We start from the raw sequence: 7,381 nt of genomic DNA, 5'->3' as shown, positions 1-7,381 counted from the left end.
TTTAGTTTTCACTTTTGTTAACTTTAAGTTACTGTGAAACTTCTATCCGAAGCTTGTTTTTCAAACATACTAACTCTTTAAGTAAGTTCTCCACCATACAAGTGTGATTTGCATGAGGAGATTGCTTCGTGCCTCGCAATGACGCATTTTTTTATTAAGGTTAATGAAAAAAATCTCTAAAGATTATTTTCTTATTTTGCATTATTATGGTAGCACAAAGAGGTGGATGTGTTTACATTATGACCAATAAGATCAATTCGGTTTTATACACAGGCGTTACTTCGGATTTGGTAAGTCGGATTTGGGAGCATAAAAATAAAGTGTACCCAGAAAGTTTCACTGCTAAATACAACTGTGAAAAATTGGTTTATTACTTTTTCTATCATCATATAGAAGAGGCTATTGCAGCAGAAAAAGTAATCAAAGGGAGTAGCCGTAAAAGCAAAATTGCTTTAATTGAGAGCATTAATAAACCGTGGGCGGATTTGTACGATTCTTTAATAGACTAAATTTCTACTTCGTTATATCGATCAAAAAAGCATACAAATTAACCTCCGTGGCTAAACCCAGTTTTTTGCGTACCCGGTACCGGCTGATCTCAACGCCTTTGAGTGAGATATTCATGAGCTGCGCTATTTCTTTAGAAGTAAGGTTAAGCCGCAGATAAGCGCACAATTTCAGATCGGTAGGACTGAGGCCCGGGAAACGGGTTTTCATGATAGAAAGGAAATTGTTGTGCACCTGGTCAAAGTAAATGGCGAAATGGTTCCAGTCGTCGTCCTTTTTTTCGGTATCGGTTACCAGTTTAAATACATTCCGGAATTCATGGGTCAGATCGGGCATGTTCACTTTTTTGATGGCTGCTACCAACTCCTCGCGGATGTTGAGGAGGATCCGGCCGCGCTCCACCAGGTGCATGGTGATGGTAGCAAGTTCCTTGTTCTTATAGTTCAGTTCCGATTCCAGGTTGTTGTTTTTCAGGGCCATGATCTCTTTTTCGTTCCGGTCAAGCTCCAGGCTGTGCAGATAACTCAGGCGGCGCTGTTCTTCCTCATGTTTCTGCTGGTGCAGATCAAAGCGTTTTTGCTGTTCTTTCATCGCTAAGTAAATGGCGCAAATCACCAGCAAAAGATAGAAAAGGTAAGCCCATATAGTTTGATACCAGGCGGGATCTACCACAAAGGTATAACTCACGGGTGCTGAAGCATTCCCCAGGTTATTGCGTACCCTTACCGAAAAAGTGTATCGCCCATAAGGTAAATTAGTATAATCCTTTTCTGTCTTTACGGACCATTTCGACCATTCATTATCAAAGCCTTCCAGCTTGTAGGAAAACTCTTCGTTACTTTTTTGCGCAAACAGGGTTGAAGAGTATTCAAAATGAAAAGAGTTCCAATGGTTGGATAAGGTAACAATCTGCTTTTTACCCTGAACACCGGCCACATCATTATCCTTCATAAAATAACCGCCAAAAATCAGGCTGTCCTTTTCGGCAATAGCTTTTACCGTAGTCAGGAGTACGTTCAGTTTAGTTTCCGATTGTACGTATTGCCTGTAATTTAAATGAAACACACCATTGTTGGAGCCTATGAAGATGTTTTCCTTATTATAGGGATAAATGTAACCGGCGCCCTTTACGGTTTGCCCGGCAAGCTCCGGGAAATAGATCACAGTATAAGGTTTACCTCCCGATGGTTTGCTAAAATCTACGACCCCAACCCGCTGATCACTGATGAACCAGATATTGCCCGTGGAATCGGCGGTCAAATACTCTACATAGCTATTATCAAAAACAGGTTTATAAAACGGTGATGGCTCAAATCTGTTTTGATGGACATTATATTCATAAACACCTTTTTCGGTAGCTGCCAGGATTTTACCCCTGATAAAGTAGACATGGTTATTCAATACCGAAGGTAGTCCGTTACGATCGGTATACTGTGTATAACGGATGATCTTTCTCCTGTCGGCGGATAGCTGGATCTTATAAACACCCCGATAGGAGTGTGAAGCCCATATTACATGATCATCATTGTCTTTCGCCAACGTGGGTAACGACTCGTACAGGGCGTCCATCTTAACATCTGCCTTAAAATCATTACCATTATTTTTGATCAGTTGTAAACCTGTATAAGTGCCGGCTATAATATCTGGCGAGGATGGTATAGGTACAAACCTCCAGGCACCTTCACGGTTGGTGATCTGTTTTACACGGTTGTTATCAACTACTAAAGCGCCGTCCTCATGCCCAACTAACAAGTTATGATTTATTTCGCGCAGGCTCCATACCTGGCCCTTGGTATTTTCTACCTCGGTAAATACCCCTTTAGTATTGCTGATATCCGTTTGCCGGGCATCAAGCGGAACGCTGTATAGCCCGTTGGAAGTACCAATGAACAGCTTGTTGTTAAACACGCTTACCGCATTGCTTTTTAGCTGATTATCTTTGTTAGCATAAATACGCTTAACCGAAGTGTTATAATTAATGAAATCAATGCCACTTTCCAGCCCGAGCCATAGGTTCTTATCACGATCCAGCAAGAGCCCGAGCACGTTGTTATTTTGCAGGCCCTCGTTGTTGGAGAATCGTTCTACCACGTTGCCTTTGCCATCAATAATGATCAGGCCGCGGGCTTTTGTGCCGATAGCATAACGGTCGTCGCCTATTTTTTTGGCGCAGTTTACCAGGTCGTTCTGTAAAATAGGGTCAATGGCGGTAGGTTTTTTGATCAGGGTTGATCCGGTGAATAAAAACAAACCTTGTTTCAGGGTAGTCAACAGCACCGTATCGCGATTGTAATCCATCACCCCGGTAATGTGCAAACTGGCTGTTGGCAACTGAGCATGGCAAAGCTGCCATTGATGATCCTTAAAAAACACGAGCCCCTCGTCCTTATCCTCGGCAAACAATTGTGATCCCGCTTTTGATAACAGTCGCCAACCACCTGGCGCGTCAAATGTTTTGATCTCGTTGTTATTATATTCAAAAACACATTCAATGGTACGAAAGAACACCTCGTTTTTGAACAGTACAATGCTCCATATATCGGCAAACTGCCTGGCCTTCTGTGGCATGAGGTGTTTGATAGAATGATATTTCAAGATGCCGTTCGCATCCGGGAAAAAGTAGCCTATTTCGTCCTGCCCGCCAACAAATATCTTTCCCTCTGGATCAATAGCCAAAGCCTTGATGGTACCCTTGTTGGGTAGAGGGTATATTTTCCAATAACTGCCGTCAAAAGTTAAAAGTCCGTCGTTATTGGCAAAATAAAGTATGCCGTTACGATCCTGCTTTACATCCCATACCTCCGTACTGGCATTGTAATCCGTATGCGTGTAGTTTTTGATGGCGGGTATGCCAATGGTGGTTTGTGCTGTGGCCATAAAAACCAAGGCATGGCAAATAATAATCAATAGAATGATTTTCTTCATCAACAAAGCTTTCCCCGCAGGGTATTTTTAAAATGTTTTATAAAACCGGCAGTATCAGGCGGGCACGGTAATTGGATTAAAAAGGTAATTTAAAAAACATTTTAATATAAAGGGTAAATGTTTTGTTTGTAGTGGGAGATATAAATTGATTATCAGTGGTATTTAAGTTGTTTGAAGGTTTCTGTAGTGTTAATGTAGAGGTAGCACATATTGGTATTGGTATTGGTAAGGGATGCTATTTTGTGGGCTGGGTCTAAATAGGTTTAACAGTATCCATACGTCGTTGCGAGGAACGAAGCAATCACATGTTATACAGAGCGAAGATGCCTATCGTAGAGCGCTCAATTGCCGCTAAGGCTGTTACTTTGTCTTGATAGGAGATTATATACCTGTTAGACCATGAGGAATAAACCTAATTCTTTTTGGTTAATGACGTACGATCTTACACCAATTAATTTATTTGATATTTTCAGTGGTGTCAATTATAGCTATTGTTGCAACACCGTTAGTAAATGTATCTTTCAATATTTTGTAATCAAAAGTGTACTTATATTTTTTGTTGCTAAATGTGCTTCTATATACATAAATACCACGAAGGAATGTTTTAAAATAACCGTTATTTGCCAACTCGAAACTTTGCTTGGAAAGCAAAACTTGGCTATTTATTACCATTTCTTGATAAGATGCACTTGTTATATAACCATGTCTGTTTATCGTGTCGGGCCGATTAAATCTGAAATCTTTATCCATAGGGCCTGTAGCATATCCAACGTCCAATCTACCGCTAATTATTTGTAGGGGCTGCTTGCCCGCATTGTAAAATATAAATTTTGCATGCAGCTCTTGCCCGATTTTAGGAGAATCAACGCTTATCCGGGTGATCTGAAGAAACGGCTTATTTTCAATCTCAAACTCATTTTGAGTTTCTTTAATAGCATTTATTTGAGCATTAAGAGCGCTCTCTTGAAGTTTAAACGTTGCGTCGTCTTTTATTTTTTGGATAGCAGTCGATATTTTTTGGTTACTATCTGCTGTTTTCTGGGTTTGTCTTTGAAAGACAAGAGCCTTTTCGGCTACTTTAGCGGACAGGTCTGCTGCTTCCACTCCTTTAACCGAAAGATGGTAAAGCAAATAGGTTACAAAAGCAAGCGTGAAATTTATAAGCAATCCCCAAAGTGCTATTCTATCTGCTACATTCCAATTCTTGTACCTTATATTTTGAGAGGTGGGACTTTCTGTTTGTGGTGTTTGTTCGGCTTCAGCTCTTGGAAGATTATTCGCATGCGCGGATCGCCTATAAAAATTATTAGATTGACTACTTGGATAATATCTTTGATTGCGTCGGCTTGGTTGTGCCATTATGTATGATTAGGTCTTTATAAACCTACACATTATAAGTATTATCACAAAAAATCTTTCACATCCATGCCCAAAACGTCCGCAATACTTTTTAAGCTAAGTATATGGCAATTTCTATAAGGTCGGTTAACATGAATTTGGTATGAAATTTATTTAATTAATTTTCAATTTATTAAACCAGTGTTAACCATAAAAAGTGTAAACCATGTAAACCACTTTTGTAACCTATCAAGCAGTTCTGTTCAGGTTATACCCAAAGCTTATCTGTTGACAAAAAAATTGTTCCCAATCACTAATTCACTAAATCAATAATTCACTAATTAAGTTTCGCCGCCCAAAATATCGTATTCCTCACTAATGTAGTAAAATTGCTGTCCTGGAAAAGCTCGGGAAAGTGCCCCATGGCTATGTATATATTTTTGGCTTTGATGTGCTCGTTGGTCCATATCACGGGGTGATCGCCCATTTTAATGGGCTTATCGGGGACGTAGGTACTTTCGTCAATGCTGGCCAACACGTGCACATTGGGGCGCGGACTTTTATTGTAAGTATACCATTCGTCTTTGGTAGTGAATGATGCCGGTAAGCCAGCCATAATAGGATGGTTTTTATCCTCAACGGTAAGCAGTGCAGTTGTGCCACCGTGTATGGTATCCTTAAATTCAATGCCGCCCATAAACTGGCAGTACCATTGCCACATGGGGTAGCCATCAAACACACCAAGTAGGGTAGGATGGTGAAAACCTATCCAGCCACCTTTGCCTTGTTCCAGGTATTCGGTAAAAGCTGCCTGTGCTTCTGGTCCCCAGGGATAGGGCGGGTAATCCAGTTGGATAAACAATTGGTATTGTTTCAGAAAGTCTTTAGTTATGGGTTGGGTATCGGTAATATAGTCAATCGTGAAATTGCTATCGATGGCCAGTTTATCCAGCCATATTTTGGCCGCGGCATCAAACAGGGCATGCCCACCATCAACTTCGGCAATGGCAATAGCTTTGAAACGCGGGTGTTTGTTTTGTGCAAGACTGATCATGGTGTTGCCGACCATGATCAACATAATAGTAGAAATAATTTTAAATGTTTTCATAGCACGACCTTCGGTATAGGTCGGGCAATTATAGGGGAAACTTTTTGTTCAGAAATGGCAATCGGCTCATCGTAGTGGTAAAGTAGGGCAGTCATAAGGGCTTTATATAGGTTCAAATTAAGATATTTGGTTGTTGTAGTGCTGCTGACGTACAGCACTCTATTTACCGCTTACATGAAAAGAAACCCTCTTGTGATCCTGTGCTTTATGGTATGCTGCTTAGTGCTGCCCGCCGTTGCATTTGCGCAAACAGATACTGCTAAAATTGCTATCCCCATGAAAAAAGGGAAAGTAAATTATGAAAACATCTCAAAAAATATAGCAGGCAAAGCCGAACTGTTTAAGCGGGCAAATAAGTGGTTCAGCACGGTGTTTCCGGATCAGTCGGAAGGCAAAGCGGTTGTTGATCAGCAGGCCGGAACCATCAACGGTTTTGGACTGTTTAAAGTGGTCACCAGCGATTCAGGCAACTACTACTGGTTAAAATTCAATGTAAGCATTACGGTGACCGACACCGGGTATACCTACCATACCTATAATTACTATGAAAAACCGATTGAGAAAGGCATCACCAATGAATACTCCAAAATTGAATATCGCTGGTGGGATTATCGTCAGGGCCACCCATGGTCGGCAGAGGATAAGCGATTGTTTACCGGCTTAAATAACAACTCACGCACGCTGCTAACCTCGTTTAAAACCATCATGGACAAATAAGATCTTACTCAAAAACATATGAAAAAAATACTGCTGTTCATTTGCCTTGGCCTATTTATCTGCTTTAACCTCAACGCGCAAACCAAACATTTTAAAGTACTGGCCCTGTATGAGAATGGGGGGCACCACATTGAGTTTTCCAAACGCGCCAAAGTATGGCTGGATAAGCTGGCCGCGGAAAAAGGGTTTACTATCGATTATATACAAAACACCGATAAAATTGACGATGCCTTTTTAAGCCGGTACCAATTGTTTTTGCAGCTGGATTACGTTCCTTATGCCTGGACAGATAAGGCTATGATTGCTTTTCAAAAATATATTGATGAGGGTAAGGGTGGCTGGGTAGGTTTTCATCATGCTACACTTTTAGGCGAATTTGACGGCTATCATGAGTGGCAATGGTTCTCGAACTTTATGGGAGGCATCACCTACAAAAACTACATTGCCACCTTCGCTAAGGGCAAGGTGAACGTAGAAGATAAAAAACACCCGGTAATGAAAGGGGTTCCGGCATCATTCCTGATACAACAAGAGGAGTGGTATACCTATGATAAAAGCCCGCGCCCTAATGTGCATGTATTGGCCAGTGTTGACGAATCAACCTACGATCCGCAAGGCGATATCAAAATGGGTGATCACCCGGTAGTTTGGACAAACGAGCATAAAAAAGCCCGTAACGTTTATATTTTCATGGGCCATTCCCCAAATCTGCTGGATAACCCGGCCTGGGTAAAACTGGTAACTAACGCCATTTTATGGGCTGCAGGTAAATAATATCGATATTAA

Annotated in this window: 6 protein-coding genes; 3 read left to right on the top strand and 3 right to left on the bottom strand. The window is 41.1% G+C overall.

Features of this window, described 5'->3' with window-relative positions; all coding sequences use genetic code 11:
- Positions 1-206 precede the first annotated feature (206 nt).
- Complete coding sequence (locus tag AB6735_RS24220; RefSeq protein WP_370998714.1) at positions 207-509, top strand: GIY-YIG nuclease family protein; 303 nt, start codon at positions 207-209, stop codon at positions 507-509.
- A gap of 4 nt (positions 510-513) precedes the next feature.
- Here the strand turns inward: AB6735_RS24220 and AB6735_RS24215 are convergent, their stop codons facing one another.
- From AB6735_RS24215 to AB6735_RS24205, 3 genes are all read right to left on the bottom strand, one after another.
- Positions 514-3,432 (bottom strand): triple tyrosine motif-containing protein, encoded by a 2,919-nt coding sequence (locus tag AB6735_RS24215; protein ID WP_370998713.1) that lies wholly within the window; start codon positions 3,430-3,432, stop codon positions 514-516.
- Positions 3,433-3,888: 456 nt separating this feature from the next.
- Positions 3,889-4,791, bottom strand: a complete 903-nt coding sequence (locus AB6735_RS24210; RefSeq protein ID WP_370998712.1) for a hypothetical protein — start codon at positions 4,789-4,791, stop codon at positions 3,889-3,891.
- A 316-nt stretch (positions 4,792-5,107) separates the two neighbouring features.
- Positions 5,108-5,878 carry a ThuA domain-containing protein gene (locus tag AB6735_RS24205; protein ID WP_370998711.1) on the bottom strand — a complete coding sequence of 257 codons (771 nt, stop codon included), beginning with the start codon at positions 5,876-5,878 and terminating at the stop codon, positions 5,108-5,110.
- A 174-nt stretch (positions 5,879-6,052) separates the two neighbouring features.
- On the opposite strand from AB6735_RS24205, the gene AB6735_RS24200 reads away from it, so the two are divergent.
- Together AB6735_RS24200 and AB6735_RS24195 are read left to right on the top strand one after the other, a co-directional pair.
- On the top strand, positions 6,053-6,595 hold the full coding sequence (locus tag AB6735_RS24200) for a DUF4468 domain-containing protein (protein ID WP_370998710.1): 543 nt from the start codon (positions 6,053-6,055) through the stop codon (positions 6,593-6,595).
- A gap of 18 nt (positions 6,596-6,613) precedes the next feature.
- Positions 6,614-7,369, top strand: a complete 756-nt coding sequence (locus AB6735_RS24195) for a ThuA domain-containing protein (protein ID WP_370998709.1) — start codon at positions 6,614-6,616, stop codon at positions 7,367-7,369.
- The last annotated feature ends 12 nt before the right edge of the window (positions 7,370-7,381 follow it).

The organism is Mucilaginibacter sp. RCC_168, assembly GCF_041355315.1.
Classification (GTDB): Bacteria; Bacteroidota; Bacteroidia; order Sphingobacteriales; family Sphingobacteriaceae; genus Mucilaginibacter.
This window is presented reverse-complemented; position numbering and strand designations above follow the sequence as displayed.

Excerpts from the sequence above, each read along its gene's own strand:
- AB6735_RS24220 (WP_370998714.1), top strand. The coding sequence starts at position 207 with ATGGTAGCACAAAGAGGTGGATGTGTTTACATTATGACCAATAAGATC.
- AB6735_RS24215 (WP_370998713.1), bottom strand. The coding sequence starts at position 3,432 with ATGAAGAAAATCATTCTATTGATTATTATTTGCCATGCCTTGGTTTTT.
- AB6735_RS24210 (WP_370998712.1), bottom strand. The coding sequence starts at position 4,791 with ATGGCACAACCAAGCCGACGCAATCAAAGATATTATCCAAGTAGTCAA.
- AB6735_RS24205 (WP_370998711.1), bottom strand. The coding sequence starts at position 5,878 with ATGAAAACATTTAAAATTATTTCTACTATTATGTTGATCATGGTCGGC.
- AB6735_RS24200 (WP_370998710.1), top strand. The coding sequence starts at position 6,053 with ATGAAAAGAAACCCTCTTGTGATCCTGTGCTTTATGGTATGCTGCTTA.
- AB6735_RS24195 (WP_370998709.1), top strand. The coding sequence starts at position 6,614 with ATGAAAAAAATACTGCTGTTCATTTGCCTTGGCCTATTTATCTGCTTT.